Source organism: Brevibacterium sp. K72 (assembly GCF_050562175.1).
In the GTDB taxonomy this organism is placed as follows: Bacteria; Actinomycetota; Actinomycetes; order Actinomycetales; family Brevibacteriaceae; genus Brevibacterium; species Brevibacterium casei.
This window is the reverse complement of the sequence record NZ_CP191582.1, coordinates 3,520,915-3,546,931: the sequence shown is the minus strand read 5'-3', so window position 1 is coordinate 3,546,931 and position 26,017 is coordinate 3,520,915. Positions and strand designations below refer to the sequence as shown.

Here is a 26,017-nt window from a genome sequence, read left to right as displayed (position 1 = left end):
CTCTCAGGGTGCGGTGCCCAGTCGCGCGAGGGCTGAGAGGACACGGTCACGGACGCGCCCGACCGGTCCACCGGCCAACGCCACTCCCGAGGCGACGCTCGCGCCCGAGCGGATGACCTGCGGAGTCACCACGCGGCGGCGAGAGTAGCGTGCGAGCGCCGACGCCGGTTCGTCGGCGTTGAGGAGTTCGGCGAGGGCGACGGCATCGCAGATCGACTCGCACGCCCCACGGCCGAGGTTCGGCTGCATTGCGTGGGCGGAGTCGCCGATGAGCACGGTCCGGCCGCGGACGAAGGACCGCAGGGGACGAGACACGTGGATGCCGCTGATCACGGTCTGCCCGGTCCTTGCGGCCTCGACGACCGCGGTGACCGGGGAGGGGAAGACCCGAGCCGCCCGGCGGAGGTGGGCGAGCCCGGCGGACGTGCTCGCGAAGCGGTGTTCGGGGAAGGCGGTGAACCAGTTCGTCCGATTCCCGGGCAGCGGGGTGATGCCGAAGAGCATGCGATCACCCCAGTATTCGGTGACGGTGCCACCGGAGAGGTCTGCGTCGATGACGCCGCGGATGACCGTGAGCCGAGGACGCCGAGGCCCGGACCGCTCGCCCCAGACAGCCGACCGAACCCTGCTGCGGGCACCGTCGGCGCCGACGAGGACATCGGCCGCAAGCGTCGTCGGGTCGGCCACCTCCCCGGTGAGCAGGGGTGTCGAGGCCGGTCGGGCGGCGGTGAGGAGGGAGTGGAGCTGTGCGCGGCCGATCATCAGCGCGCCGAGGCGGGGCGGCCGGGCGAGGAGGCGACCGTCGGAGCTGCGGATCGTCGCCTCGTCGACGCGGACGCCCGACTTTACGACCGCAGTGCTCAGGCCTGCCCTGCGCAGGGCGGTCATGGCGGAGGGAAAGAGGGCGAACGCCGTGTCCAGGGCTCTCGCCTGCGGATCGCGTTCGTGGACGGTCACCGTCCACTCGGGCCGGTCGAGCGCGGCGGCCAGGGTCGCCCCGGCGATTCCGCTGCCGATGATCCGCACGCTCGTCATGCCGTCACGATACCGCGACCCGAGTGAAGCAAACTCGGCGTCTAGACTGGGCATCATGCGTATTGCGAGATTTGTGCACAAGGACGAACCCGCCTACGGAGTCGTCGAAGGCGAGGTTCCGCCGATCGAGAACGGGCAGTGGGACACCTCGGGTCTCAGCCTCGCCGTCCTCGACTCCGACCCGTTCTTCGCTCCCGCGCAGTCGACGGGGGAGAGGCTGAAGTTCGACGACGTCCGCCTCCTCTCGCCGATCCTGCCCCGGTCCAAGGTCATCGGCGTCGGCCGGAACTTCGCCGACCACGCCGCCGAACTCGGCAACGAGGTGCCGGTCACCCCGGTGACGTTCTTCAAGCCGAACACCTCGGTCATCGGCCCCGGCGACCCCATCCGGCTGCCCGCGATCAGCGAACACGTCTCCTATGAGGCCGAGCTCGCCGTCATCATCGGACGCGTCTCGAAGGGCGTGAAGGCGGAGAACGCACTCGACCACGTCCTCGGATACACCTCGGCGAACGATGTCACCCTGCGCGACCTGCAGAAGTCGGACACGCAGTGGACCCGGGCCAAGGGCTTCGACACCTCGTGCCCGCTGGGCCCGTGGATCGAGACCGACCTCGACGTCGACGACCTGAGCATCCGTTCGTGGGTCAATGGTGACCTCAAGCAGGACGGGACGACCGCGGACTTCATCTTCGACATCCCGACGATCATCGAGCACCTCTCCGAGACGATCACGCTGCTGCCCGGCGACGTCATCCTCACCGGCACGCCCGCCGGGGTCGGTCGGATCGTCGCCGGCGACCGCGTCGACATCGCCATCGACGGTCTCGGAGTGCTCTCCAACCCCGTCATGGACGCCTGAGCCGAACCTGCTCGCCCCTGCACGAACACTACACAAACCACCACTCCTTGGAGCCGATCACCACATGACCGTCAAAGTCCGCTTCTGTCCCTCGCCCACCGGCACGCCGCACGTCGGCATGGTCCGCACTGCCCTGTTCAACTGGGCCTACGCCAAGCACACCGGCGGCACCTTCGTCTTCCGCATCGAGGACACCGACGCCGCCCGCGACTCCGAGGAGAGCTTCTCCCAGGTCGTCGAGGCGATGAAGTGGCTCGGGCTCGACTGGGACGAGGGCATCGAGGTCGGCGGACCCGACGGCCCCTACCGGCAGTCAGAGCGCGGTGACATCTACGCAGGCGTCATCGAGAAGCTCAAGGACGCCGGACACATCTACGAGTCCTATTCGACGAACGAAGAGGTCGAAGCCCGCCACACCGCCGCCGGCCGCGACCCCAAGCTCGGCTACGACGGCTTCGACCGCGACCTCACCGACGAGCAGATCGCCGCGTTCCGGGCCGAGGGCCGTGAGCCCGTGTGGCGCGTGCGCATGCCCGATGCCGACATCACCTTCGCCGACCTCGTCCGCGGCGAGATCACCTTCAAGGCCGGCACGATCCCCGACTTCGTCGTCGTCCGCGCGAACGGCCAGCCCCTCTACACGCTCGTCAACCCCGTCGACGATGCGCTCATGGGCATCACCCATGTGCTCCGCGGCGAGGACCTCCTCTCCTCGACCCCGCGCCAGATCGTCCTCTACGAAGCCCTCAAGGACATCGGCATCGCCGAGGCGACCCCCGAGTTCGGCCACCTGCCCTACGTCATGGGCCAGGGGAACAAGAAGCTGTCCAAGCGCGACCCCGAGTCGAACCTCTTCCTCCACCGCGAGCACGGCTTCATCCCCGAAGGCCTCATCAACTACCTCGGGCTGCTCGGCTGGTCGATCGGGCCCGACCGCGACGTGTTCACCGTCGACGAGTTCACCCAGGCCTTCGACATCCACGACGTCCTGCCCAACCCGGCGCGCTTCGACATCAAGAAGGCGACGGCGATCAACGCCGACCACATCCGAATGCTCGCCCCGGACGACTTCCGTGACCGCCTCATCCCCTACCTCCAGGCCGCCGAGGTGCTCCCGGCCGAACCGACGGATGCTCAGCTGGCGATCCTCGACCAGGCGGCACCGCTCGTCCAGACCCGGATGAACCTCCTCGGCGAGGCGCCCGACCTCCTCGCCTTCCTCTTCACCCCCGATGCCGAGCTGACGATGTCCGAGGACGGGCTCAAGACCCTCAAGGACTCCGCCCCCGAGGTGCTCGCCGCCTCGATCGAGGTCCTCGAGGGACTCGAGGACTGGAGGACGGAGAGGCTCCAGGCCGTGCTCGAGGAGAAGCTCGTCAACGAGATGGAGATCAAGCCGCGCCTGGCCTACGGCCCGCTGCGCGTCGCCGTCTCCGGGCGCCGCGTCTCCCCGCCGCTGTTCGAGTCACTCGAGATCCTCGGCAAGGAGTCCTCGCTCACCCGTCTGCGCGCGCTGGCGGCGCAGCTGTGAACGTCCACCCATGGCAGCGCGGGGGCCTTCATCTCCGTGACGTGACCGTCGAGGTCCCGCTCGACCATTTCGGTCGGCTCGACGCGGACTCGGCGGCCTCTGCGAGGATCGAGGTCTTCGCCCGGATCGTCGCCGATGAGGCCGAGAGCTCCAAGCCCTACCTCGTCTTCCTCCAGGGCGGACCCGGATTCGAGGCGCCTCGCCCGACGACTCCGGTGGGACAGGGCTCGTGGCTGGCCCGGGCGCTCGAGGACTTCCAGGTGGTCATGCTCGACCAGCGGGGGACCGGAAAGTCGAGTCCGATCGGCTCGGTCGAGGGCCGGATCACCGGTCTCGACATCGCCGGCGACGATCCCGAGGCCATCGCCGAGGTGCTCGCGTGCTACCGGGCGGACTCGATCGTCGAGGACGCCGAGGCGCTGCGCCGTGAACTCGGCGTCGACCGCTGGTCGGTGCTCGGGCAGTCCTTCGGCGGTTTCACCGCTCTGCGCTACGTCTCCGCGCACTCGGAGTCGCTCACCGAGGCCTACTTCACCGGCGGGCTGCCCGCGATCGGGGTCGATCCCGTCGACGTCTATCGGGCGACGTGGGCGCAGATGATGCGCAAGTCCGAGCAGCACTACCGGAACTTCCCCGGCGATCGCGACCGGATGGCCGCGCTCATGGACCTCGCCGGAGCCGACGGCGGCATCGCACTGCCGGGCGGGGCACGGGCGACGACCGAGCGGGTGCGCCTCCTCGGGCACCACCTCGGCGCCTCCGACGGACCTGAGGCCCTCCACTACCTCCTCGACCTCGATCCGGGCTCCTCCGGCCTGCGCCATGATCTCGCGGGTGCCCTGCCGTTCTCGGGACGCAACCCGCTGTACGCGGTCGTCCACGAATCGTGCTGGGCCGACGGGACCGTGACGAACTGGGCGGCGAGGCGGGCGATGCCTGCGGAGGTCCGTGACGATCCCACCCTGCTCGCCGGTGAGCATGCCGGCCCTGAGTCCTTCGCCGAGGATCCCGAGCTCGCACCGTTCGCCGAGGTGGCCGAGGTCGTCGCCGCCTATGAGTGGCCGAAGCTCTACGACGTCGATGCGCTGCGGGCCTCGACCGTGCGTGGGGCCGCTGCCGTGTACTTCGAGGACGCCTACGTCCCTGCCGAGTACTCTCTGGCCACGGCCGAGCTCATGGACGGCGTGCGCCCGTGGGTGACGAACGAGTACGAGCACAACGGCCTGCGCGCCGACGGCTACCGGGTCCTCGACCGACTCATCACGCTCGCGAGGGCGTGAGGGAGGCGGTCCTCCCTCTCCGCCTCGGCGGTGTTAAGAAGGTCACACGGTTTGGATTTGGCGGCGGGGGAGGGGCCTGTGTAGAGTTATATCTCGTTGCTGAGGGGAATTCCTCCAGGGAAGTCCCGCATAGCAGTGGGGTATGGTGTAATTGGCAGCACGAGTGATTCTGGTTCACTTAGTCTAGGTTCAAGTCCTGGTACCCCAGCGGACAGCTTCAGAGCGATCTGAGGATCTGTTCATCGGCCCCCGTCGTCTAGTGGCCTAGGACGCCGCCCTCTCAAGGCGGTAACGGCAGTTCGAATCTGCTCGGGGGTACGGTTGAGCCCCGCACCGATCCATCGGTGCGGGGCTCACTCTATTCAACCTCACCGACCGGATGAGTCGGCGATGCGCTTCGTGTGCTCGGCGGTCTTGACGCCTGCGACGATGAGCTCGAGGACGAGACGGACGAAGATCACCCACAGGGCGGGGAGGATCCAGCCGAAGACGATCGTGAGGACGAGCGGCCATGCATTGAACGAGGCCTCAGGGTTGAACATCGTCGGGGTGTTCGCCGCGGCTCCGATCGCGATCGCCGAGAGGATCGCTCCCAACCACCACAGTCCTGCGACGATGATGGCGAGCAGGTAGATGATCCCGGCCCAGCGCACGGCGACGAAGTTCTCGAAGCGGAAGTCGAAGAGCGACTTGAGGAATCCCGGCTCCGAGGGCTGACCGTAGCCGGTCTCGTGACCGTAGGGCGCGGCCTGACCGTAGTGCTGATGCTGACCGTGCGTCGCCGCCTGACCGTAGGGGCCGGGTGCTCCGTATCCGCCCGACTGGCCGTAGCTGGCCGACTGACCGTAGCCGCCGGACTGTGCGTAGCCGTCGTACGGGCTGCCGTCGTACGGACTGCCGGCCTGCGGCTGACTGCCGTACTGCTGCGCCGGCTGACTGCCGGTCGGCAGTCCCGATTCGTTCGATGAGGCGGCCGCCGGATCGTGGCTGCGGTCAGGCTTGCCCTGCGACGACGGCGAATCGCCCTGTTGCTGCCGCGAATCGCCCTGCGGCCGGGAGGACGGGGTGTCGGGGCGGTTGGGGTCCTGGTTCGGGTCCTGCGGGGACGTCGTCATAGTCGACCTCTCTCTCGGCGGTGCTGATTGCCAGATGGACGATGTGACGCCGCCCACCTGCGTCTTCGCAATCTATCAGGGCATCCTCACGGCCAGCTGGCCGTCCGTCACAGCGCGCCGATCATCGACGCGAACACACAGGTTCGGTTCAAGGGGAGCGGGCCGAAGGGGAGCGGACCGGGAGAGGCACCGGGCTCAGACCAGTCGGATGCCCCACTCGACCGCGAGTGTTCCGCCGGGCTCGACGACATCGACGTCTTCTCCGGTCGCGAAGGCATTCGGTGGACAGGTCATCGGCTCGATCGCGAGCGCGCGGCGGGAGAGCCCGTCGTCGAGCTCATCGCCCGTGTAGACCTGCCAGTTGCGGAATCCCGAATCGACGTCGATGACCGTTTCCCGGCCGTCGGCACCCCTGAGCCGCGCTCGCGACCGGCCGTCGGGGTCTCGGCGCGGCTGACCGAACGCATCGTCGAGTTGCGTCCCGTCCACGCTGCGCAGGGCACGGAAGTCCTTGCACGTGAGGCAATCGGACATCTCCGCATCGTGGTCGAGAGGGACCTCCGAACCGTCGTCGAACGGGCGCGACTCCACGGGGATGAGGCGCTCATCGGGGACGAGCCAGGTTCCGGCGGGAATGACCAGCTGCGCGGCGTCGACGTACTCGGCCCCCGGATGAAACCACGGGTGGAAGCCGAAGCCGAACGGAGCCGCTTCGGTGCCGATGTTCTCAGCACGCGCGTGGACCCGCAGTCCCTCCTCGCCGAGGTCGTAGCGGACGGTGAGAAGGAATCGGAACGGGTACCCGGGTGAAGGGGAGAGCTGCGTCGTGAGCGTCACCGAAGTCTCCGTCGCCTCGACGACGTCCCATTCGACGTCGATGACCAGCCCGTGCAGAGCGGTGTTCCGTGCCGGCTCGGTGATCGGAAGCTGGTGGACCGTGCCGTCGAACTCGTAGCGTCCGTCGGCGATGCGGTTGGGCCACGGCGCGAGCACCGCGCCGTCGGAGGTGCCCGTCTCGACGACGACGGATCGTCCCGCAACCGTATAGTCGCGCAGGCTCGCGCCGACCGGGGAGACGACAGCAGTGCTTGTCCCATAGGCGAGGTCGATGAGGTCGGTCATGCGGCTCCCGAATATCGTCAGCCTCGGACGAGGGCCTCGGTGAGCGCCCGGGCGGCGTCGACGACGGCCTTCGCGTGGAGCCGACCCGGCTGGCGGGTGAGGCGGTCGACGGGTCCGGAGATCGAGACCGCGGCGACGACCCGGTTGCTCGGACCCCGCACGGGGGCGGAGACGGAGGCGACGCCGCGTTCGCGTTCGGCGATCGACTGTGCCCAGCCTCGGCGGCGGACACCGGAGAGCATGGTTGCGGAGAACCGGGCGCCGCGCAGGCCGGTGTGGAGGCGGTCGGGCTCCTCCCAGGCCAGCAGCACCTGGGCAGCGGACCCGGCCCGCATGCTCAGGGTCGCCCCGATCGGCACCGAGTCGCGCAGACCCACGGGGCGTTCGGCCGCGGCCACGCACAGGCGCAGATCGCCCTGGCGGCGGAAGAGCTGCGCCGATTCGCCGGTCTGGTCGCGCAGCTGCCCGAGCACCGGTCCGGCGGCGGCGAGGAGGCGATCCTCGCCGGCGGCAGACGAGAGCTCGGCCAGTCGCGGACCGAGGACGAAGCGTCCCTGGAGGTCACGGCCGACGATGCGGTGGAACTCGAGGGCGACGGCGAGACGGTGGGCGGTCGGTCGAGCGAGTCCGGTGAGCGAGACGAGCTCGGCCAGAGACGCAGGTCCGGCCTCGAGGGCGGAGAGAACCATTGCGGCCTTGTCGATGACACCGACGCCGCTACCATTGCTTGTCATAGACACCATTGTGCGCGTCTCATTGAGCGAGATGCAAGTTCGGAATGCGATACGGGCGAGTAGATTCCTGTCCACACCCATCGGTGAGCATCCGGCGAGCCGATCGGATGCCCTAGGCGACCGCACTCGGACGCCGAGAAGAAGCACAACGCGTACGGAGGATCTCCGTACCGGCGGGAGGAACCATGCCACGCACATTGGCCGAGAAGGTCTGGGCCGATCACGTCGTCTCCGAGGGGGAGGACGGAGCGCCGGACCTCATCTACATCGACCTCCACCTCGTCCATGAGGTGACCAGCCCGCAGGCCTTCGACGGACTCCGACTCGCCGGGCGCCCCGTGCGCCGCCCCGACCTCACGATCGCCACCGAGGACCACAACACGCCCACGTGGGACATCGACAAGCCGATCGCCGAACCGACCTCGCGCACGCAGATCGAGACCCTGCGGAAGAACGCCGAGGAGTTCGGGATCCGGCTCCACAGCCTCGGCGACGCCGATCAGGGCATCGTCCACGTCGTCGGCCCCCAGCTCGGGCTCACCCAGCCGGGCACGACCGTCGTCTGCGGCGACTCGCACACCTCGACTCACGGAGCGTTCGGGGCGCTCGCCTTCGGCATCGGCACCTCCGAGGTCGAACACGTCCTCGCCACCCAGACGCTCAGCCTCAAGCCGTTCAAGACGATGTCGATCACCGTCGACGGTGAGCTGCCCGAGGGCTCGACGGCCAAGGACATCATCCTCGCGATCATCGCGAAGATCGGCACCGGCGGCGGACAGGGCTACGTGCTCGAGTACCGCGGCTCGGCGATCCGCTCCCTGTCGATGGAGGCGCGGATGACGATCTGCAACATGTCCATCGAGGCCGGTGCCCGCGCGGGCATGGTCGCCCCCGACGAGACGACCTTCGACTACGTCAAGGGCCGCCCCCACGCCCCCGAGGGCGAGGACTGGGACGCCGCCGTGGAGTACTGGAAGACCCTCTACACCGATGAGGGCGCGACCTTCGACGCCGAGGTGGTCCTCGAGGCCGCCGACATCGAACCCTTCGTCACGTGGGGGACGAACCCCGGTCAAGGCCTGCCGCTGTCGGCCGCGGTGCCCTCGCCTGACGACTTCGCCGATGAGAACGACAAGGTCGCCGCCGCGAACGCGCTCGCCTACATGGGCCTGACCCCTGGCACTCCGCTGCGCGAGATCGAGGTCGACACGGTCTTCCTCGGATCGTGCACGAACTCCCGGATCGAGGATCTCCGTGCCGCCGCCGAGGTGGTCCGGGGCCGGCGGAAGGCCGAGAACGTCCGCTTCATGGTCGTCCCCGGCTCCGCGAAGGTCCGCCTCCAGGCCGAAGCCGAGGGCCTCGACGTGATCTTCAAGGACTTCGGTGCCGAATGGCGCTTCGCCGGCTGCTCGATGTGCCTGGGGATGAACCCCGACCAGCTCGCCGAGGGGGAGCGGTGCGCCTCGACGTCGAACCGCAACTTCGAGGGCCGGCAGGGCAAGGGCGGGCGCACGCACCTCGTCTCCCCGCTTGTGGCCGCGGCGACTGCGGTCCGCGGCACCCTGTCCTCGCCCGCTGATGTCGCCGACCTGCCCCGGGACGCCGAACCGGTGGACTGGAGCCCGGAGCGCCCGACGATCCCGCTCACCCCCACCTCGGCGAACGCGTAAGGAGCAGCCATGGAAGCCTTCACCACCCACACCGGCATCGGCGTGCCCCTGCGCCGGTCGAACGTCGACACCGACCAGATCATCCCCGCGAAGTTCCTCAAGCGGGTCACCCGCACCGGCTTCGAAGACGCCCTCTTCTCCCGCTGGCGCACCGCCGAGGACTTCGTCCTCAACGACCCCGACTTCGCGTGCGGCTCCGTCCTCGTCGCGGGCCCCGACTTCGGCACCGGCTCCTCCCGCGAGCATGCCGTGTGGGCGCTCAAGGACTTTGGGTTCCGCGTCGTCCTCTCCTCCCGCTTCGGCGACATCTTCCGCGGCAACTCCGGCAAGGAGGGACTGCTCGCCGCCCAGCTCGAGCAGGACGACATCGAACTCATCTGGAAGATCCTCGAGAACCATCCGGGCACCTCGATCACCGTCGACCTCGAGTCGAGGACCGTGACATGCGACTCGCTCACGGTGCCCTTCCAGATCGACGACTACACGCGCTGGCGTCTCCTCGAGGGCCACGACGACATCAGCCTGACCTTGGCGAAAGAGGACGAGATCGCGGCGTACGAGGCCGGACGGCCCGCTCACAAACCCCGCACCCTGCCTGCGCGAGTCTGATCCGCCGACTCCGGGTCGGGGCGTCGTCTGCGCTAGTCTTGGACGAGTCCGGAATCGACTCGGGACGGCCTCCCGAGGCGGTGCCGACGTGTGCGCTGTTCGACGATCAGAGGGAGGAACATGCTCGAAGTCCGCGGCGGAAATCCGCTCGGGGGAACCGTGCGGGTCAGGGGCGCGAAGAACCTGGTGCCCAAGGCGATGGTCGCCTCCCTGCTCGGAGAGACCCCGTCCGTCCTCCGCGGAGTCCCGCAGATCCGCGACGTCGAGATCGTCACCGGTCTCCTCGAACTCCACGGGGTGCGGGTGAGCCAGGCCCCCGACGGGGACCAGCCCGACGGCGAGCTGCACCTCGACCCCTCCGAGGTCGCCCAGGGCTCGATCGTCGACATCGACGCCCACGCCGGATCCTCCCGGATCCCCATCCTCTTCTGCGGACCCCTCCTCCACAGCCTCGGGCAGGCGTTCATCCCCGACCTCGGCGGATGCCACATCGGCGACCGTCCCATCAACTTCCACCTCGACGTGCTCCGGCAGTTCGGCGCCGAGGTGGACAAGACCGCCGGGGGCATCATGCTCTCGACGAAGCGCCGCCTCCAGGGCACGAAGGTCGAACTCCCGTACCCCTCGGTCGGAGCGACCGAACAGGTCCTGCTCACGGCCGTGCGCGCCGAGGGCATCACCGAGCTGCGGGGAGCGGCGATCGAACCGGAGATCATGGACCTCATCGCGCTGCTGCAGAAGATGGGCGCGATCATCACCGTCGACACCGACCGAGTCGTGCGCATCGAAGGGGTCGACTCCCTCCACGGGTACATCCACCGGGCACTGCCCGACCGCAACGAGACCGCCTCGTGGGCCTCTGCCGCACTCGCCACCGGCGGTGACATCGTCGTCGAGGGCGCCTCGCAGCCGGAGATGATCACGTTCCTCAACGTCTTCCGCAAGATCGGCGGCGAATTCGAGGTCGATGAGACCGGCATCCGCTTCCGCCACCCTGGCGGCCGGCTCTCCTCGTTCGCCCTCGAGACCGACGTCCACCCCGGCTTCATGACCGACTGGCAGCAGCCGCTCGTCGTCGCCATGACCCAGGCCGAGGGACTGTCGATCATCCACGAGACCGTCTATGAGAATCGCTTCGGCTTCACCCACGCCCTCGTCGAGATGGGGGCGAAGATCCAGCTCTACCGCGAATGCCTCGGCGGCACCCCGTGCCGGTTCGGGCGGCGGAACTACGCGCACTCGGCCGTCGTGTCCGGACCGACCGAGCTCAAGGGCACCCGCATCGACGTCCCCGACCTGCGCGGCGGCTTCAGCCATCTCATCGCCGCCCTCGCCGCCCAGGGCCGGAGCGAGGTCCACGGGATCGAGCTCATCAACCGCGGGTACGAGAACTTCCTCGACAAGCTCCAGGGCCTCGGTGCGGAGGTCTCGGCATGAGCGGCACCGGCAGGGATGCCGGCACGGGCAGGGGCGCGAACGGCGGCAGGGGCGCGAGCAGGCAGCCCGGTGAGCACATCGTCTCGTTCGAACCCAAGGACGTCGCCTCGCAGCGCCGGGTCGCCTTCGGTGTCGCCTCGGCGGCCTACGGGCTCTTCCGCCTGACCTCGAAGATGCGCATCGAGAACGCCCAGGCGCTGCCGGTGGGTCAGGGCACGATCGTCGCCGCTTACCACGCCAACCACCTCGACCCGATCCTCGTCGGACTCGCCGTGTGGCGCAGCGGCCGGCTCCCGCACTTCCTCGCGAAGTCGACGCTCTTCTCCGGGCCCCTCGGCGTCATCCTCAAGGGACTCGGCCAGATCCCGGTGCTGCGCGCCTCGGCGCAGGCGGGGGACTCCCTCGAATACGCGAAGGAGGCCCTGCAGAAGGGCGAGACCGTCGTCATCTACCCCGAGGGGACGCTGACGAAGGACGAGCACTTCTGGCCCGAGCGCTTCAAGTCCGGCACGGCCCGGCTCGCCCTCGAGACGGGGGCGCCGATCGTCCCCGCCGCGCACTGGGGGCTCGAGACCGTCAAACCCCGCGGTCGGCTCATTCCCCGCCCGCGCCCGCTCACGCACACCAGCGTCGTCCGCTTCGGCGAACCGCTGGACTACACCGACCTCTGGGAGCACCGGGGGGAGAGGAGCTCGATGGCGACGCTGACGACGAGGCTGACGAACACCATCGCAGGCATGGTCGCCGATCTCTCCGGCCGTGAGCTGCCCGAGAGGTTCCGCACCGAGGAGGCCGGCTCATGAGCGCAGACAAGATCGCCGTGCTCGGCGCAGGATCGTGGGGGACGACGTATGCCGCCGTCATCGCCGACGCAGGCTTCCCGGTCGCGCTCTGGGCACGCCGGGAGGAGACCGTCGAGGAGATCAACACGGCGCACACGAACTCCCGCTACCTCGGCGACCGTGAGCTGCCGGAGACGATCACCGCCACCACCGATGACATCGCCGCCGTCACCGACGCCGACGTCGTCATCCTCGCCGTGCCCGCGCAGACCCTGCGGGAGAACCTCAGCCGGTGGAAGGCGCACCTGCGTCCCGACGTCCGCCTGGTCAGCCTGATGAAGGGCATCGAGGTCGAGACGGGCAAGCGGATGTCGGAGGTCATCGCCGAGGTCGCCGAGGTCGATCCCGGACGGATCGCCGTCGTCTCCGGGCCCAACCTCGCCCGGGAGATCGCCGAACGCCAGCCGACTGCGACCGTCGTCGCCTCCTCCGATGCCGCCACCGCCGAGGTGGTCGCCGAGATCAGCGCGAACGCGTACTTCCGGCCGTACACGAACACCGACGTCGTCGGCGTCGAGATGGGCGGGGCGGTGAAGAACGTCATCGCTCTCGCCGTCGGCATCGCCGACGGGCAGCGCCTCGGCGACAACTCGAAGGCCTCGATCATCACCCGCGGCCTCGCCGAGACCTCCCGTCTCGCCGCGGCGATGGGAGCCCAGCCGCACACGCTCTCCGGTCTCGCCGGGCTCGGCGACCTCGTCGCCACATGCGCCTCCCCGCTCTCGCGCAATCGCACGTTCGGGCGCCACCTCGGCGAGGGGATGAGCCTCGAGGAGACGATCGCGCACACCGAGCAGACGGCCGAAGGGGTGAAGTCCTCACCCGCGGTCCTCGCCCTCGGGGAGCGATACGGCGTCGACCTGCCGATCACCGAGGCGGTGAGCGCGGTGCTCGCCGGTCACCTGCAGGTTGACGAACTCGCGGGATTGCTGTTGTCTCGGAAGCGTAAGCACGAAGGCCCGCCGGCGTGAGCCGGAATCGTCCCACGAGTCCCACGAGCCAAGGAGCAGACATGAGCGTCAACTCACCGTTCTACAACCTTCCCGAGCTGCCGACCTTCACCCTGACCAGCACCGACATCGAGAACGGGGCACCGCTTCCGGCGGCGCAGGCCTCCGGAGCGATGGGTGTGCCCGGCGGTGAGGACAAGTCCCCGCAGCTGTCGTGGTCGGGCTTCCCCGAGGAGACGAAGGCGTTCGCCGTCACCTGCTACGACCCCGACGCCCCGACCGGGTCGGGGTTCTGGCACTGGACGGTCACCGACCTCGACGCCTCGGTGACCGAACTGCCCACCGACGCCGGCAACCCCGAGGCCGACCTCCTGCCCGCCGGTGCCGTGACGCTGAAGAACGACGCGGGCGAGCCGCGCTTCGTCGGCGCCGCCCCTCCCGAGGGCCACGGCCCGCACCGGTACTACTTCATCGTCACCGCACTCTCCGAGCCGCTGGGCATCGACGAGAGCGCGAGCCCGGCCTACGCCGGCTTCAACATGTACTTCAAGGGCATCGGCCGGGCCTGGCTCGAATGCACCTATGAGGCCGGCTGAGCCTGCACGCCCCCGTCCCCGCACGTGAGAGCGTGCGGGGACACATGAGAGTCCCCGAGCAAGGAAACATATGTCAGACACCGATCACCGGCCCTTCGTCGCAGTCCTCTTCGGAGGACGGTCGAGCGAACACTCCGTCAGCTGCGTCACGGCCGCCGGGGTGATCAGCGCCATCGACGACGACGCGTACCGGGTCCTGCCGATCGGGATCACGAAGTCCGGTGTCTGGCGCATCGTCGAGGACTGGGCGAGCATGCGCTTCGACCCCGAGAACATGCCCGAGGTCACCGACGACGGCACCGAGATCATCCCGCGCGTCTCCGCCGAAGGCGCCCCGCTCATCCACCGTGACGCCGACGGCGTCTACTCCGAGCTCGAGACCGTCGACGTCTTCTTCCCCGTCCTCCACGGCCAGTACGGAGAGGACGGCACCCTCCAGGGACTCTTCGAGCTCAGCGACACCCCGTTCGTCGGCTCCGGCGTCTTCGCCTCGGCTGCGAGCATGGACAAGCACTTCACGAAGTCCCTGCTCGCCCATGCGGAGATCCCCACGTGCCCGTGGGAGCTGGTCACCGAGACGATGTGGGAGGCCGACCGCGCCGAGGCGGAGGCCCGGGTGGCAGCCCTCGGCTTCCCCGTCTTCGTCAAGCCGGCCCGAGCCGGATCGTCGATGGGCGTGAGCCGGGTGGCCGACCCCGCCGGGCTCGAGGCCGCGCTGCTCGCTGCCTACGAGCACGACACGAAGGTCATCGTCGAACCCCAGGTCATCGGCCGGGAGATCGAATGCGCCGTGCTCGGATCCCTCGACGACGCCGAACTGCGGACCTCGTACCCCGGGGAGATCGAGGTCTCCGGCGATCACGACTTCTACGACTTCGAAGCGAAGTACCTCGACCTCGCCGATGCGAAGCTCACGTGCCCCGCGGACGTCGACGATGCGACGACGGCACGGATCCGCGAGCTCTCGGCGGCGGTGTTCCGGCTCTTCGACTGCACGGGGCTGGCCCGCGTCGACACGTTCGTCACGGACTCGGGTGAGGTGCTCATCAACGAGATCAACACGCTGCCCGGCTTCACCCCCACCTCGGCGTACCCGTTCATGTGGGCGAACTCCGGGATCGACTATCCGAGCCTCATCAGCGAACTCATCGGCATCGCGCTCACCGACCACGCCCGCCGGAGCTGACTAGCCCTCCGGGGGAGCGTCGACGTCCTCGGCACCGACGCATTCGCGTTCGGGCGGGAACGCCTGCAGCGCGGGCGAGATGCCGGCAAGGACGTCGGCGCCCGAGCCGAGCTTGCGGTTGACGAGGACCTCGACGGCCGGGGTGCGGCCGTAGCTCGTGAACACCCACGTGTCGTCCTCTTCGCCTCCCTTGGAGACCCAGTCGACCCCGCTCACGCTCACGCACTTGTCCGTGGTCGGACCCGGAGGGGTGACGCCGCAGCGGAGCACTGCGACGTTCGGGTCGCCCCACGCCTTCGTCCCCTGCGAGGAGGTGTCGCGCTCCTGCTCGCCGCCCACTTCGACGGGCAGGCGGAGCAAAATGTCCGCGCACTTCGGGTTCGCCGCATCCTCGGCGGGTTCGACGATGACCGTCTTCGCACAGCCGGACAGGACCGTCGTGAGCACGGGCACGCCGATGGTCACAGCGGCGACAGCACGCACGAGCGGCGAGGTGGCGCTTAGGCGTCGGCGGGAGTTCGCAGGCATGGTTCCAGCGTATCGCCCGATAGGGTGGTGACATGACCCGACTGTCCGATCTCGGCGAATCCGAAGTGCTCCGCCGTCTCCTGGCCCACCGCAGGTCAGGGGCCCATGAGGAGGTCGGCCCCGGCGACGACGCGGCCGTGACGAAGATCACCGGCCGGCTCGTCTCGACGGCCGACATGCTCGTCGAGAACGAGGACTTCACCCGCGACTGGCTCGACTGGTCCCGCCTCGGCACGAAGGCCGCCGCCCAGAACCTCGCCGACGTCTGCGCGATGGGCGCCCGGCCCCACGGCCTCCTCGCCTCCCTCGCTGTGCCCGATGACACGGACGTGACCGATCTCGAAGCGCTCTTCGCAGGGATCGTCGCCGAGGCCGAGCGCGCAGGTCGGGCACTCGGCGCCCAAGTGCCGATCATCGGCGGCGATCTCTCCTCGTCGGGTCTCATCGTCACCGCGATCACCGCCCTCGGCACGGTCGCCCCCGGGGAGGCCGTCACCCGGGCGGGCGCCCGCCCGGGTGACGAGATCTGGCTCGCCGGCACCCTCGGGCGCTCGGCGGCCGGACTCGACCTCCTCTTCGCCGGGGCCGGCAGCGACCCCGAGTTGCCGGACGACCTCGCCGGGCTCATCGGGACCCAACTCGCCCCGCAACCGGACTATGCGGCGATCGCCCACCGTCCGGCCGCCTCGGCGATGATCGACGTCTCCGACGGACTGAGCACGGACCTCGGACGCATCGCGGAGGCCTCCGGGGTCCGCGCGGACATCGACCGGGCCGCGCTCGAGGACCTCATCGCTGCGCTGCGCCCCGCCGCCCGCTACGTCCTCGACGCCCGCGGCGGGGAGACGGCAGATGCGGGTATCGACGAGCTCGCCCTGCACTGGGTGCTCGACGGGGGAGAGGACCACGGCTTCGTCGCGTCGGCACCGGTGAGTCAGGGTGACCCGGTAGGCTGGCGGAGAATCGGAGAGATGCAGGACGGCAGCGGAGTCAGCCTCGACGGCGCCCCCGTGCCGACGAGCGGCTTCAGCCATTTCGGGAAGTGACGGACGTGGGACCCAATCCGGCCATCGGGCTCAACGGTCGCCTGGCCGCCAGATGGGCGCGGCGAGCGGTCGATCGTCTCCGCCGTGAGCGCGCGGAGATCGACGAGCTCAACGTCTTTCCCGTCCCCGACGGCGACACCGGCACGAACATGTACCACACGCTGCGCGCGGCCTACCTCGCCGTCGAGGAGCTCTCCGGTCCCGTGACGCTGCCCCAGGTCGTGACCGCGATGGCCGCCGGGGCCGCGCGCGGGGCCCGCGGCAACTCGGGACTCATCCTCTCCGTCGCCCTCGAGGGGGTCGCCGACGCCCTCGAGGGAGTGACCGTCGCGACCCCAGAGGCGCTCGCCTCCGCCCTCGAACTCGCCTCCCACCGTGCCCGGCAGGCCGTCGCCCGCCCCGTCGACGGGACGATGCTCACCGTCCTCGACGCGATGGCGACCGAAGCCCGCGAACAGGCCGACGCCGGCGCCGCCCTCGTCGACCTCATCTCCGCGGTGCGCCAGCGCTCCCGTGAGGCGCTGCGGGAGACGACGGCGCAGCTCACCGTCCTCCGCGAGGCCGACGTCGTCGATGCCGGCTCCACCGGCATCGTCGAACTCTTCGACCTCCTCTACGCGACCGTCACCGGTCGCACCGGCCAGGCATCGATGCTCGGGGAGGTCGCGAAGACCCCGCGCATCGTCCACGAGGCCCGGGCCGAGGAACTCGAGATCGTCGCCACCCTCGGCACCGTTCCCGGTGAGGGGCTCGCCGAGGCGCTCGATCGCCTCGGCGGAACCTCGATCGTCCTCAACGGGCCCAAGGTCCATGTCCACGTCGCCGACGAGACCGGCGCCGCGCGGGCCCTCGACCTTCTCACCGACTACGGCATCGCCCGCCTCGACATGGAGGACCTGCGCCTCCACGAGGAGGCGGGGGAGACGAAGCTCGTCGCCCTCGTCGGCGGCACCGGGCTCCTCCTCCACTGCGCCCTCAACGGGGCGACGGTCCTCGACCCGGCAGCCCTCGCCGCAGCCGACCCTGCCGCCGCGCCGGGTCGGGGCGTGCCGAGTACTGGTCGGGGTGAGTCGAATCCCATCGCCGAGGCGGTCGCCGAGGTCATCGCCTCAGAGGAGCGCGACGTCATCGTCGTCCCCGCCTCCTCGACGACGCTCACGGCTCTGACCGGCACGGACGGCGCCCACCTCATCCGTTCGCGCAATGTCGCGACCCTGCTCTCGGCGCTCGCCGTCTACGACCCGTTCGCCCCGACGGTCGAGATCGTCGCCGACATGACCGATGCGGCGGCCGGGACGCGCGTGGGCACGATCGTCTCCGCTGAACAGCTTGCGCTCAACCCGCCCACGGGAGCGCTGTCCGTCGTCGAGGAGGACACGGTGGAGTCCGACCGGACGGCCGCCTCGGCGTCGCAGTTCTACCGGGTCGTCATCGACGGGAAGGCGAAGTCGCAGAGCACGGAGCTGTCGGACCTCGTCGAGAAGCTCGCCGACCGCCTCCTCGGCGCCGGTGGGGAGCTGCTCACCGTCGTCCACGGACCCGGCTGCGACACCGAGGTGCTCGCGCACCTGCGCGGGTGGCTCACGAAGTCCCACGAGCACGTGCGCCTTCAGGAGATCGACTCGCGGGACCGGGCGACCCTGCTCATCATGGGAGTCGAATGAGCGCACGACTTGAGGACTACTTCTCCAAACGCGACCTCGGTGCCCTGCGCAAGCGCGGGATCACCTCGGTGGGCGAGCTCTTCCGGTTCTTCCCCCGGCGCTTCCTCGTCCCCGGCGAGAAGACGCCGCTCGGCGACCTGCCGCTCGGGGAGACGGCGATCATCCAGGCCGAGGTGGTCTCCGTGGAGACCCGCGGGATGCGGCAGCGCAAGGGCACGATCACCGACGTCATCGTCCACGACGGGCGGCAGTCGATGAAGATCGCGTTCTTCAACCAGAAATGGCTCGACGCGCAGCTGACCCCCGGACTCGTCGTCGTCTTCGCCGGCAAGGTCGAGCAGTTCCGGGGACAGCTGACGCTGAACTCCCCGGTGTGGCTCAACCGCGACGAGCACGACACGAAGTGGACGCCTGAGGACCTCAACTCGCCGTTCCCCGTCTACCCGCGGGTGCAGGGGATCGCGCAGACGAGGCTGTGGAAGGCGATCAAGGTCCTCCTCGACGTCGCCGACCCCGCCGAGTTCGCCGATCCGCTGCCGCGCGATGTGCGGGAGAAGTACGATCTGCCGGACCTGCGGCAGGCACTCAACGCGATGCACAGGCCGTCGACGACTGAGGAGACCGAGCGGGCGAGACTGCGGTGGAAGTGGGAGGAAGCGCTGGCCCTGCAGACCGAGATCGTCTCCCGGCGCACCGAGTACGAGAAGTTCGTCGCGACCCCGCTGCTCGAGGTCGGGGAGCGCAGCCGCCGCTTCGACGCCGACCTGCCGTTCGCGCTCACCTCCTCCCAGGTCCGGGTCGGCAAGGAGATAGCCGGGGACCTCGCGAAGACCACGGCGATGCACCGGCTCCTCCACGGCGACGTCGGCTCCGGCAAGACCGTCGTCGCGCTGCGGGCGATGCTCATGGCCGTCGACTCCGGGGCGCAGGCGGCGATGCTCGCCCCCACCGAGGTGCTCGCCTCCCAGCACTTCGCGTCGATCCAGAAGCTCCTCGGCGACCAGATGGCCCTCTCCCCGCTGCTCTCCGGTGACGACCAGGTCCGGGTGGCGCTCCTCACCGGGTCGATGCCGGCCAGGGAGCGCAAGCAGCTCGCCCTCGACCTCGCGACCGGGCAGATCGACATCGTCGTCGGCACGCACGCACTCCTCTCGGACTCGACGATGTTCGACAACCTCGGCCTCATCGTCGTCGACGAGCAGCACCGGTTCGGCGTCGAGCAGCGCGAGGCCCTGCGCGCGAAGGGCGGGATCACGGTGCCCCACACACTCGTCATGTCTGCGACCCCGATCCCGCGGACGGTGGCGATGACGGTCTTCGCCGACCTCGACGTCTCGACGCTGGGGGAGATGCCCGCAGGGATCAAGCACATCTCGACCTTCGCCGTCTCGATCGAGGACCACAAGGACTGGCTGCCGCGGGCCCTCGCCCGTGTCCAGAAGGCTGCCGAGGCGGGACGGGGGACGTTCGCAGTCTTCCCCCGGATCGAACGCAGCGACATCGTCGATCCCGAGAGCGGCGACGTCATCGGTCAGCGGGAGAGCATCGAGGACTTCATCGAGAAGCTCCAGCGGTCCCCGCATCTCCAGGGGCTGAGCTTCGGCCTCCTCCACGGGCGGATGTCGACGGAGGAGAAGGACCGGGTGATGCACGCGTTCACCATCGGCGACATCGACATCCTCGTCTCGACGACGGTCATCGAGGTCGGCGTCGACGTGCCTCGGGCGACGATCATGCTCGTCGCCGAGGCGGAGCGCTTCGGCGTCGCCCAGCTCCACCAGCTGCGCGGACGGGTCGGCCGTGACGGCTCGGAGGCGATGTGCTTCCTCCTCACCGAGCGTCCCGAGGCCGATGAGAGCTTCGAGCGCCTGCAGGCGGTGGCGAGCACCCTCGACGGGTTCGCCCTCGCCGAGTACGATCTCGACAACCGGGGAGAGGGCGATGTGCTCGGCGCCTCGCAGTGGGGCGGATCCTCGCTCAAGCACCTCTCGGTGCTCCGGGACACGGAGATCCTCGAGGCGGCACGGGTCGAAGCCGAGCACATCGTCGACCGCGATCCGACCTTCGAACTGCTGCCGGCCCTGCAGGTGCTGCGGCAGCGGGTGCTGCCCGCGGACAACGCCCACTTCATCGAGGCGAGCTGAGAGGAGGAGCTGATGAGGATCATCGCAGGAGCGCACAAGGGGTCGAAGCTCGTCACACCGGGCGGCACCGGGACGAGACCCACCTCGGACCGCGTCAAGGAGTCGCTGTTCTCGATGCTCGAGGGCTACGGGGTGCTCCAAGCCGCCAATGTCCTCGACCTCTTCGCCGGATCCGGGGGACTCGGGTTCGAAGCGATGTCGCGCGGGGCCGCGCAGGTCGTCTTCGTCGACTCCTCGCTCGCCTCGGCCCGGGCGATCGAAGCGAACGCCGACAAGCTCGGCATCGGGCATTCGGCGTCGGTGACCAGCGGAGACGTCCTCCAGTTCCTCGGGAACCTCCCCGACCCGGACCATCCGGAGTCCCGGGTCTTCGACCTCGTCTTCATGGACCCGCCCTACCCGCTCGGCGAGGACGCGGTGACCCAGGTGCTCAGCCGCCTGCGCAGCCACCTCGACGAGGAGTCGATCGTCGTCGTCGAACGCTCCTCCCGGGCCCCTGAGCCGACGATGCCGGACGGCCTCGAGGTCTTCCGCTCGAAGACCTTCGGGGAGACCGCCCTCCACTTCGTCCAGCTCGCCGTCGAGGGTCCGGGCGACGAGGACCCGGGCGACGAGGATCCGGGCGTTGAGGACGCGGCCGACGGCGGGGCGGCTTCATGACGCGACGCGGCAGCTGGCTGCGCTCGCCGTGGCTCTACCTGCTGCTCGTGCCGGTGCTCTTCGTCGGGTCGCGCGTCCTCCTGTGGCTGCAGTACCAGATCGTCGACCATCGCAGCGGCGCACAGGGATGCGCCGAGCCGCCGGCAGGTTTCGAGGTCACCGGCTTCACGACCTGGATGCAGCAGTTCCCCGCGGGAGTCACGTGCAGCCAGTCGCTGCAGACCTCGTGGGAGATCGCCGGCGACGACGGGCCGTGGGAGTTCTCCGACCACTACGTCGTCCACTGGGCGTGGCTCGCCGACGTCTTCACCGCGGGCGCGCTCGCGTGTGTGATCATCGCCGTCGTACTCATGGTGCAGAACCGGCGCCGGCGCTCGGTCCGCGCAGCCGAGCGCCGGCGTGCCCCCGTGGACGCGTGAATCCCGACTTCGCGCCATCGACGCGGTGATCCGACAAATACGCGGTGAGCAGACCGCGTTTTTGTCGGATCACCGCGTCGAAGCGCTCAGAGCACCGTCGAAGCGGCTCAGAGCACGCTCGAGAGGAACGACCTCGTGCGTTCGTGGCTCGGGTCGTTGAAGATGAGGTCGGGCGGGCCCTCCTCGAGAACGCGGCCGCTGTCGAACATCATCACCCGATCGGAGACCTCGCGCGCGAACTGCATCTCGTGGGTGACGAGGAGCATGGTGATGTCCGTGGTTTCGGCGATGTCGCGCAGCACCGCGAGGACGTCGCCGACGAGTTCGGGGTCGAGGGCGGAGGTGACCTCGTCGAGGAGGAGGATCTCCGGGCTCATCGCCAGCGCCCGGGCGATCGCCACCCGCTGCTGCTGACCGCCGGAGAGCCGGGTCGGGTGCTCGTCGGCCTTCTCACTCAGCCCGACCCGCTCGAGCAGTGACCGGGCATCGGCGACCGCTGTCTCCTTCGACTTCTTCAGCACGTGGATCGGGGCTTCGATGATGTTCTCGAGCACGGTCATGTTGGGGAAGAGGTTGAACTGCTGGAAGACCATGCCGATGCGCGTCGTCATCTCCCGAGTAGTCTTCTTCGGCAGCTCGACGCGCTTGCCGTCCCTCTCCTCGAAGGTCAGCGGCATGCCGTCGATGTAGATGTATCCGCCCGTGAGCTCCTCGAGCGTCATGACGAGCCGAAGGATCGTCGTCTTGCCCGAACCGCTGGGGCCGATGAGGGTGACCCGTTCACCGGGAGCGACGGTGAAGTTGAGGTTCTCGAGCACCGTCGTCGTCCCGAACCGCTTCTCGACGTCCCTGAACTCGATCGCCGGCGCGGTGTCGTTGTGCGGGGACGGGGTGTTCTCAGTAGGTGGCAAGGCGCCGCTCCAATCGTTGGATGAGGAGGGAGGTGGGGTAGCTGGCGGCGAGGAAGATGAGTCCGGCCAGGGTGAACGCCTCCGTGTACGCGAACTTCGACGCCCCGAACTGCTGCGCCGAGGTGACGAGTTCGACGACGGAGAGCGCGAAGAGGAACGGGGTGTCCTTGAACATCGCGACCGCGTAGTTGCCGAGCGAGGGGATCGTCGCCCGCAGCGCCTGCGGGAGGATGACCGCGGTGAAGGTGCGCACCGGGGGCAGGGAGAGGGCGATGGCGGCCTCGCGCTGTCCCGGCGGCACCGCGTCGATGCCGGCACGGTAGCTCTCGGACATGTACGTCGCATAGTGGACGCCGATGACCCCGGAGCCGACGACGAGCGCCGGGATGTCGACGAGCCCTGGGATCTCCGAGAACGCGGTGTAGACGAAGACGAGCTGGACGACGAGCGGGGTGTTGCGGACGAACGCGACGAAGAGCCGGACGACCCAGTTGATCCATCGCGGCAGCCCGCGGATAGCGATGGCGAGGATGAGGCCGAGGATCGCGGCGATGATCGTGCCGACGACTGTGGCGATGAGCGTGTTGACGAAGCCGCGGAGCAGGATCGGCAGCGCCTCGGCGGCGAACTCCCAGTTCCACATCACAGCGGCTGTCCGTATCCGACGTTGCCCGTGGACTGACCGGCGGCCGTGCGCGGGCCGGTCACCTCGGTCGAGCCGACACGGGCATCGCGCCGGGCCCTTCGACGGTCGTTGCGCGAACCGGGACGGCGTCTGCCCAGCCTCTTGACCGCGCGGCGCTCGAGGAGGTTCATGAACTCCTGGATGAGCCAGGCGATGACGAAGTAGATGAGCAGTCCGACGGAGTAGGCGAAGAACGTGTCGTTCGTCGCCATGCGCAGCTGCCCGATCTTGTCCGTGAGGTCGGAGAGCGTGATGAAGGAGACGACGGCAGTGCCCTTGAGCAGCTGGATGAACAGGGTCGCGAGCGACGGGATCATCAGCGCCCACGCCTGCGGGAAGATCACGCGCAGCATCCGGCGGGCCGGGGAGAGACTGAGCGCGATCGCCGCCTCCCACTGGCCCTTGGGCACGGTCGCGATCGAGGACCGGACCACCTCGGCGGAATAGGCACCGTAGTTGAGGGCCAGCGCACCGATGCCGCACGCCATCGGGTCGAGCTGGAGTCCGAAGAGCGGGAGGACGAACACGAGCCAGAAGAGCTGGACGAGCAGGGACGTGCCGCGGAAGAACTCGACGATGATCCGGGCAGGGATCCGCAGCCACGCGTGCGAGGAGGTCATTGCGAGTCCGAGGACGATCGCGATGACCAGCGCACCTGCGGCACCGGCGAGAGTGAGAATGAGCGTGACCTGGATTCCCTCCCACACCTGTGGGAGGAAACCCTGGAGCGCACTGAGCTTGTCGGTCATGAGTGCGGGAAGCGCTGCGACTCAGGAGTCAGCGGTCGGCAGCTCGCCCTTGCACAGCTGATCGGTCGTGATCGACCCGTCGGGCCGCTCCTCCTTCGTGAAGCCGTAGTCGCCGACGATGTCGAGGTAGGCCTTCTCATCGCCGACGATCTTGTCGAGCTCCTTGTTCCAGGCGTCGCGGAGTTCGGTGTCGTCGGTGCGGAAGACCGTGGCACCGGCGCCGACCTGGGGGACCCCGTCGATCTCCTGGACGAACGACTCGCTCACCGCGACATCGGCGTCAGGCGTGTTCTTCGCCATCCAGTTGAGTGAGATGCCGGTGAGTGCGAAGGCGTCGGCGCGTCCAGTGGTTACGGCGTCCATGCCGTCCTGCGGAGTCCCGACCTTCTGCGAATCGATGCCGAGCGATTCCGCGTAGTCGGATTCGACGGCACCGGTCATGGTCGCGAGTTTGAGGCCCTTCTCCTTGACTTCGTCGAGGTTCTTCATCCCCTCGTTCTCGCCCTTCTTCGTCATCAGGGCAGTGGTGTACATGAACTCGGGGTTGCCGAAGGCCGCCTGCTCACAGCGGTCGGGGAGGATCGACATGCCCGCGGAGATCGCATCGAAGCGCTCGGCGTTGAGCCCGGGGATGAGGGAGCCGAACTCCGTGTTGACGCCTTCGACGTTGTCGACCCCGAGGTTCTTGAAGACCTCCTTGGCGAGCGCGACGCTCGCGCCCTGGAGCTCCCCGCCCTCCTCGAAGCTGTACGGGGCCTCACCGGCGAAGCCGACCGTGATCTTCCCGTCGTCGATGGCCTGCTGCAGGGTGCTCTTGTCTGAGCCTCCTCCGCTGCAGGCACCGAGGGTGAAGGTGAGCGCGAGGATCGAGGTCGCGGCTGCGAGTCCTTTCAGGGATTTCATTGCGGGTCCTTTCGGTGAGCATCGGCGCACTGGGTGACGTGCGTCTCATCGCCCCATTCAATCCTCTTACAGTCGTGATGTCACACTGTCAGACAACGTTATATGCTCGTGACATGAGCGATCCGCACACCTCGGAACTTCCCGTGCTCCGCAGAGTCGTGCGCTCGTCGACGATCGACCTCGTCGCCGAGGAGATCCGTAACGCAATCTACCGGGGCAGTCTGCTTCCCGGGCAGTCGATCAGCGAGGTCCGCACGGCCGAACTCCTCGGAGTCTCCCGGCCCTCGCTGCGTGAGGCGCTGCAGCGGCTCGTCAGCGAGGGCAGCATCAGCCATGCTCCAGGCCGGGGCGCATGGGTCAAGCGGATGGGACCTGACGACATCGACGACGTCTACGCCGTCCGCGAGGCCATCGAGGTCCAGGCAGCGCGCATGATCATCCGGGGCAGACGGTCGACCGTGCTCATCGACGAGGCGCTCAGCGCGCTCGAAAAGGCGATCGAGGACAACACCGCCCGCACCATCGGCGACGCCGACCTCGACTTCCACCATGCGATCGTCGCGTGCTCCGGGTCGCCGCGGCTGCGGGCAATGATGAAGGCCTCGATGGTCCACACGCGGCTCTTGTCGCTGTCCGATCCGGCCGGCTACGAGGTCAGGTGCGACCTCATCGACATCCACCGTCGCCTCGCCGAGGTGATCGCCGCCGGAGACGAGTCCGAGGCGGTGGCGATCATCGGCCGGATCTCCGCCGAGGCGGTCGCCCGCCTCCACAATCCCGCCTCCGAGCCCGACGCCGTCGTCGTCCGCGGTGAGGGGCGGAGGACCGGTGTTGACGACCAGTGGGCGAGCTTGCGAGAGTGAGCGTATGGGTGAGATGCCACGCCGTTCCAGTTTCTGGGCCGATGTCAGAGAGCTGATGGGCGTGGGCGCGGTCGGGGTTCTCCTCGTCTTCATGGCCGCCGAGATCTTCGTTTCCCCGCTGTCGATCCTTGCGTGGTTCGGTCTCATCTACCTCATCGCCTTCGCCGTCGCGGCGGCCGCTGTCGCTCTGTTGCTGAGGAGGGAATCCCCGCGACCGAGGCTGTGGTCGGCCGTCCGCATCCTCATCGCCGGTGCCGGGGCCGTGGTGCTCGTGGTCATCTCTGTCTGGGCGCTCTCCTCGCTCGGCGGCACTCCCGCTGACATGGTCGTCACCGCGTATGCGGTGCAGTCGCTGTACTTCTTCGGCTCCGTCCTCGTCGTCGGCCTCGGTTGGAACGCGTGGATGTCGGTGCGGGACCGGCGCGCACACGAGGCGCTGCTTGCCGGATCCTGACCCGACCGGGATCGCATGACGG

26 protein-coding genes and 2 tRNA genes are annotated in these 26,017 nt (G+C 68.9%); 19 read left to right on the top strand and 9 right to left on the bottom strand.

The genetic code is table 11. The features are described 5' to 3' along the window. Nucleotides 1-3: 3 nt before the first annotated feature. Nucleotides 4-1,035, bottom strand: coding sequence for an FAD-dependent monooxygenase (locus tag ACQ1RG_RS16025; RefSeq protein WP_009378205.1), 1,032 nt, complete (start codon nucleotides 1,033-1,035; stop codon nucleotides 4-6). A 55-nt stretch (nucleotides 1,036-1,090) separates the two neighbouring features. Here ACQ1RG_RS16025 and ACQ1RG_RS16020 point away from each other — a divergent pair, with 55 nt between their 5' ends. The 5 genes from ACQ1RG_RS16020 to ACQ1RG_RS16000 all read left to right on the top strand — a co-directional run bounded on the left by ACQ1RG_RS16020 (nucleotide 1,091) and on the right by ACQ1RG_RS16000 (nucleotide 5,026). Beyond that, on the top strand, nucleotides 1,091-1,897 hold the full coding sequence (locus tag ACQ1RG_RS16020) for a fumarylacetoacetate hydrolase family protein (RefSeq protein ID WP_040341741.1): 807 nt from the start codon (nucleotides 1,091-1,093) through the stop codon (nucleotides 1,895-1,897). A 64-nt stretch (nucleotides 1,898-1,961) separates the two neighbouring features. Beyond that, nucleotides 1,962-3,428, top strand: a complete 1,467-nt coding sequence (gltX, locus tag ACQ1RG_RS16015) for a glutamate--tRNA ligase (RefSeq protein WP_009378207.1) — start codon at nucleotides 1,962-1,964, stop codon at nucleotides 3,426-3,428. A gap of 41 nt (nucleotides 3,429-3,469) precedes the next feature. Beyond that, complete coding sequence (locus ACQ1RG_RS16010) at nucleotides 3,470-4,708, top strand: alpha/beta fold hydrolase (RefSeq protein WP_009378208.1); 1,239 nt, start codon at nucleotides 3,470-3,472, stop codon at nucleotides 4,706-4,708. A gap of 136 nt (nucleotides 4,709-4,844) precedes the next feature. Then, nucleotides 4,845-4,916, top strand: a tRNA-Gln gene (locus ACQ1RG_RS16005). A 37-nt stretch (nucleotides 4,917-4,953) separates the two neighbouring features. Beyond that, a tRNA-Glu gene (locus tag ACQ1RG_RS16000) sits at nucleotides 4,954-5,026 on the top strand. Nucleotides 5,027-5,076: 50 nt separating this feature from the next. Here the strand turns inward: ACQ1RG_RS16000 and ACQ1RG_RS15995 are convergent. From ACQ1RG_RS15995 to ACQ1RG_RS15985, 3 genes are all read right to left on the bottom strand, one after another. After that, entirely contained in the window at nucleotides 5,077-5,823 is a 747-nt protein-coding gene (locus ACQ1RG_RS15995; protein WP_009378211.1) for a DUF4282 domain-containing protein, read from the bottom strand. A 195-nt stretch (nucleotides 5,824-6,018) separates the two neighbouring features. Beyond that, on the bottom strand, nucleotides 6,019-6,945 hold the full coding sequence (locus ACQ1RG_RS15990) for an aldose 1-epimerase family protein (protein ID WP_009378213.1): 927 nt from the start codon (nucleotides 6,943-6,945) through the stop codon (nucleotides 6,019-6,021). 17 nt (nucleotides 6,946-6,962) lie between these two features. Continuing rightward, nucleotides 6,963-7,679: an IclR family transcriptional regulator gene (locus ACQ1RG_RS15985; RefSeq protein ID WP_009378215.1), complete on the bottom strand. Its 717-nt coding sequence runs from the start codon at nucleotides 7,677-7,679 to the stop codon at nucleotides 6,963-6,965. Between the two features lie 185 nt (nucleotides 7,680-7,864). On the opposite strand from ACQ1RG_RS15985, the gene leuC reads away from it, so the two are divergent. The 7 genes from leuC to ACQ1RG_RS15950 all read left to right on the top strand — a co-directional run bounded on the left by leuC (nucleotide 7,865) and on the right by ACQ1RG_RS15950 (nucleotide 14,969). Beyond that, nucleotides 7,865-9,349 carry a 3-isopropylmalate dehydratase large subunit gene (gene leuC / locus ACQ1RG_RS15980; protein ID WP_040341747.1) on the top strand — a complete coding sequence of 495 codons (1,485 nt, stop codon included), beginning with the start codon at nucleotides 7,865-7,867 and terminating at the stop codon, nucleotides 9,347-9,349. Nucleotides 9,350-9,358: 9 nt separating this feature from the next. Then, nucleotides 9,359-9,958, top strand: coding sequence for a 3-isopropylmalate dehydratase small subunit (leuD, locus tag ACQ1RG_RS15975; RefSeq protein ID WP_009378223.1), 600 nt, complete (start codon nucleotides 9,359-9,361; stop codon nucleotides 9,956-9,958). 120 nt (nucleotides 9,959-10,078) lie between these two features. Continuing rightward, entirely contained in the window at nucleotides 10,079-11,395 is a 1,317-nt protein-coding gene (murA, locus tag ACQ1RG_RS15970) for a UDP-N-acetylglucosamine 1-carboxyvinyltransferase (RefSeq protein ID WP_009378226.1), read from the top strand. Further along, the gene (locus ACQ1RG_RS15965; RefSeq protein WP_009378228.1) at nucleotides 11,392-12,198 is read left to right on the top strand and encodes a lysophospholipid acyltransferase family protein; all 807 of its coding nucleotides are present in this window, start codon (nucleotides 11,392-11,394) and stop codon (nucleotides 12,196-12,198) included. Before murA ends, ACQ1RG_RS15965 begins: the two co-directional genes overlap by 4 nt. Further along, complete coding sequence (locus ACQ1RG_RS15960; RefSeq protein WP_009378231.1) at nucleotides 12,195-13,208, top strand: NAD(P)H-dependent glycerol-3-phosphate dehydrogenase; 1,014 nt, start codon at nucleotides 12,195-12,197, stop codon at nucleotides 13,206-13,208. The genes ACQ1RG_RS15965 and ACQ1RG_RS15960 overlap by 4 nt, the downstream gene beginning before the upstream one ends. A gap of 41 nt (nucleotides 13,209-13,249) precedes the next feature. Next, a complete protein-coding gene (locus ACQ1RG_RS15955; protein ID WP_009378233.1) occupies nucleotides 13,250-13,783 on the top strand; it encodes a YbhB/YbcL family Raf kinase inhibitor-like protein in 534 nt (177 codons plus the stop codon). A gap of 70 nt (nucleotides 13,784-13,853) precedes the next feature. Further along, entirely contained in the window at nucleotides 13,854-14,969 is a 1,116-nt protein-coding gene (locus ACQ1RG_RS15950; protein ID WP_063249052.1) for a D-alanine--D-alanine ligase family protein, read from the top strand. On the opposite strand, the gene ACQ1RG_RS15945 is transcribed toward ACQ1RG_RS15950, so the two are convergent. Next, nucleotides 14,970-15,497: a DUF3515 domain-containing protein gene (locus tag ACQ1RG_RS15945; RefSeq protein ID WP_081590999.1), complete on the bottom strand. Its 528-nt coding sequence runs from the start codon at nucleotides 15,495-15,497 to the stop codon at nucleotides 14,970-14,972. It lies immediately after the preceding gene. Nucleotides 15,498-15,529: 32 nt separating this feature from the next. Between ACQ1RG_RS15945 and thiL the strand changes: the two genes are divergently transcribed. The 5 genes from thiL to ACQ1RG_RS15920 are packed head-to-tail and all read left to right on the top strand — an operon-like array spanning nucleotide 15,530 to nucleotide 21,430. Beyond that, nucleotides 15,530-16,543, top strand: coding sequence for a thiamine-phosphate kinase (gene thiL / locus ACQ1RG_RS15940; RefSeq protein WP_009378239.1), 1,014 nt, complete (start codon nucleotides 15,530-15,532; stop codon nucleotides 16,541-16,543). Nucleotides 16,544-16,548: 5 nt separating this feature from the next. Next, nucleotides 16,549-18,207, top strand: a complete 1,659-nt coding sequence (locus ACQ1RG_RS15935) for a DAK2 domain-containing protein (RefSeq protein WP_100227464.1) — start codon at nucleotides 16,549-16,551, stop codon at nucleotides 18,205-18,207. After that, complete coding sequence (locus ACQ1RG_RS15930; protein ID WP_101624817.1) at nucleotides 18,204-20,351, top strand: ATP-dependent DNA helicase RecG; 2,148 nt, start codon at nucleotides 18,204-18,206, stop codon at nucleotides 20,349-20,351. Before ACQ1RG_RS15935 ends, ACQ1RG_RS15930 begins: the two co-directional genes overlap by 4 nt. 12 nt (nucleotides 20,352-20,363) lie before the next feature. Further along, a complete protein-coding gene (rsmD, locus tag ACQ1RG_RS15925) occupies nucleotides 20,364-21,011 on the top strand; it encodes a 16S rRNA (guanine(966)-N(2))-methyltransferase RsmD (protein ID WP_259788549.1) in 648 nt (215 codons plus the stop codon). Further along, nucleotides 21,008-21,430: a hypothetical protein gene (locus ACQ1RG_RS15920; protein WP_137825213.1), complete on the top strand. Its 423-nt coding sequence runs from the start codon at nucleotides 21,008-21,010 to the stop codon at nucleotides 21,428-21,430. Before rsmD ends, ACQ1RG_RS15920 begins: the two co-directional genes overlap by 4 nt. Nucleotides 21,431-21,537: 107 nt before the next feature. Here ACQ1RG_RS15920 and ACQ1RG_RS15915 read toward each other — a convergent pair whose 3' ends face one another. The 4 genes from ACQ1RG_RS15915 to ACQ1RG_RS15900 are packed head-to-tail and all read right to left on the bottom strand — an operon-like array spanning nucleotide 21,538 to nucleotide 24,678. Beyond that, nucleotides 21,538-22,341 (bottom strand): amino acid ABC transporter ATP-binding protein, encoded by an 804-nt coding sequence (locus tag ACQ1RG_RS15915; protein ID WP_140954586.1) that lies wholly within the window; start codon nucleotides 22,339-22,341, stop codon nucleotides 21,538-21,540. Then, nucleotides 22,328-22,984, bottom strand: coding sequence for an ectoine/hydroxyectoine ABC transporter permease subunit EhuD (ehuD, locus tag ACQ1RG_RS15910; RefSeq protein ID WP_063249046.1), 657 nt, complete (start codon nucleotides 22,982-22,984; stop codon nucleotides 22,328-22,330). Before ehuD ends, ACQ1RG_RS15915 begins: the two co-directional genes overlap by 14 nt. Then, nucleotides 22,984-23,775 (bottom strand): ectoine/hydroxyectoine ABC transporter permease subunit EhuC, encoded by a 792-nt coding sequence (gene ehuC, locus ACQ1RG_RS15905; protein ID WP_063249045.1) that lies wholly within the window; start codon nucleotides 23,773-23,775, stop codon nucleotides 22,984-22,986. Before ehuC ends, ehuD begins: the two co-directional genes overlap by 1 nt. A 21-nt stretch (nucleotides 23,776-23,796) precedes the next feature. Further along, the gene (locus ACQ1RG_RS15900) at nucleotides 23,797-24,678 is read right to left on the bottom strand and encodes a transporter substrate-binding domain-containing protein (RefSeq protein ID WP_009378249.1); all 882 of its coding nucleotides are present in this window, start codon (nucleotides 24,676-24,678) and stop codon (nucleotides 23,797-23,799) included. 113 nt (nucleotides 24,679-24,791) lie between these two features. On the opposite strand from ACQ1RG_RS15900, the gene ACQ1RG_RS15895 reads away from it, so the two are divergent. Both ACQ1RG_RS15895 and ACQ1RG_RS15890 read left to right on the top strand, forming a co-directional pair. Further along, entirely contained in the window at nucleotides 24,792-25,541 is a 750-nt protein-coding gene (locus tag ACQ1RG_RS15895) for a GntR family transcriptional regulator (RefSeq protein ID WP_009378251.1), read from the top strand. Between the two features lie 4 nt (nucleotides 25,542-25,545). Then, a complete protein-coding gene (locus tag ACQ1RG_RS15890) occupies nucleotides 25,546-25,995 on the top strand; it encodes a hypothetical protein (RefSeq protein ID WP_131248111.1) in 450 nt (149 codons plus the stop codon). Nucleotides 25,996-26,017: the final 22 nt, after the last annotated feature.